Raw genomic sequence first — 529 nt, 5'->3', positions numbered from 1 at the left:
TGACCTGACTCCCGCATCAGGCCCACCGCTTGCAACCGGGCCCGGATAGCTGCGCCGGCTTTCAGTTGTTTCTCCGGCAGGCGGTAAGCCAGGGTTCGGTTGGCAAAGCCGGGCTTAAAACCGGCGACTAATTCGGGATGATGTAACCGGCGTTTTTCCAGATAGGCCACGGCTTCGGGGGCGTTCAGCAGCGTATGATGGTAAAACTCCACCACCCGGCTGAGCAGCGCCTGCCGTCCGGCTTCGTCTTCGGCCAGTACGGTGGGTTCATTCGGCTGAACCAGCGGCGCAACAGCCGGATTATTCCCCAGCGTGCCGCGCAGGTGCTCTGCCGCCCGTCGCAGGCTCAGGCGTTCGGTTTTCATCACCCAGTCCAGCACTGAACCGCCGGTGTTGCAGCCAAAACAGTGATAGAGGTTTTTTTCCGGGCTGAGGACCATTGACGGGGTTTTTTCCTCATGGAACGGGCACAGCAGCACGTAATCTTTACCGCGTTTAATCAGCTTGCGGCCCTGTTGTTCCGCCACGG

At 60.1% G+C, this 529-nt stretch carries 1 protein-coding gene; it reads right to left on the bottom strand.

Features of this window, described 5'->3' with window-relative positions; all coding sequences use genetic code 11:
• Positions 1-527, bottom strand: a 527-nt coding sequence (locus tag AM629_RS21485) for a CHC2 zinc finger domain-containing protein (protein WP_235525597.1), incomplete at its 3' end; no start/stop codon positions are given.
• Between the last annotated feature and the right edge of the window lie 2 nt (positions 528-529).

Origin of the sequence: Photorhabdus heterorhabditis (assembly GCF_001280945.1) — a bacterium.
In the GTDB taxonomy this organism is placed as follows: Bacteria; Pseudomonadota; Gammaproteobacteria; order Enterobacterales; family Enterobacteriaceae; genus Photorhabdus; species Photorhabdus heterorhabditis.
Note: the sequence above shows the minus strand (reverse complement) of the source record. Positions and strands in the feature narration are given on the sequence as shown.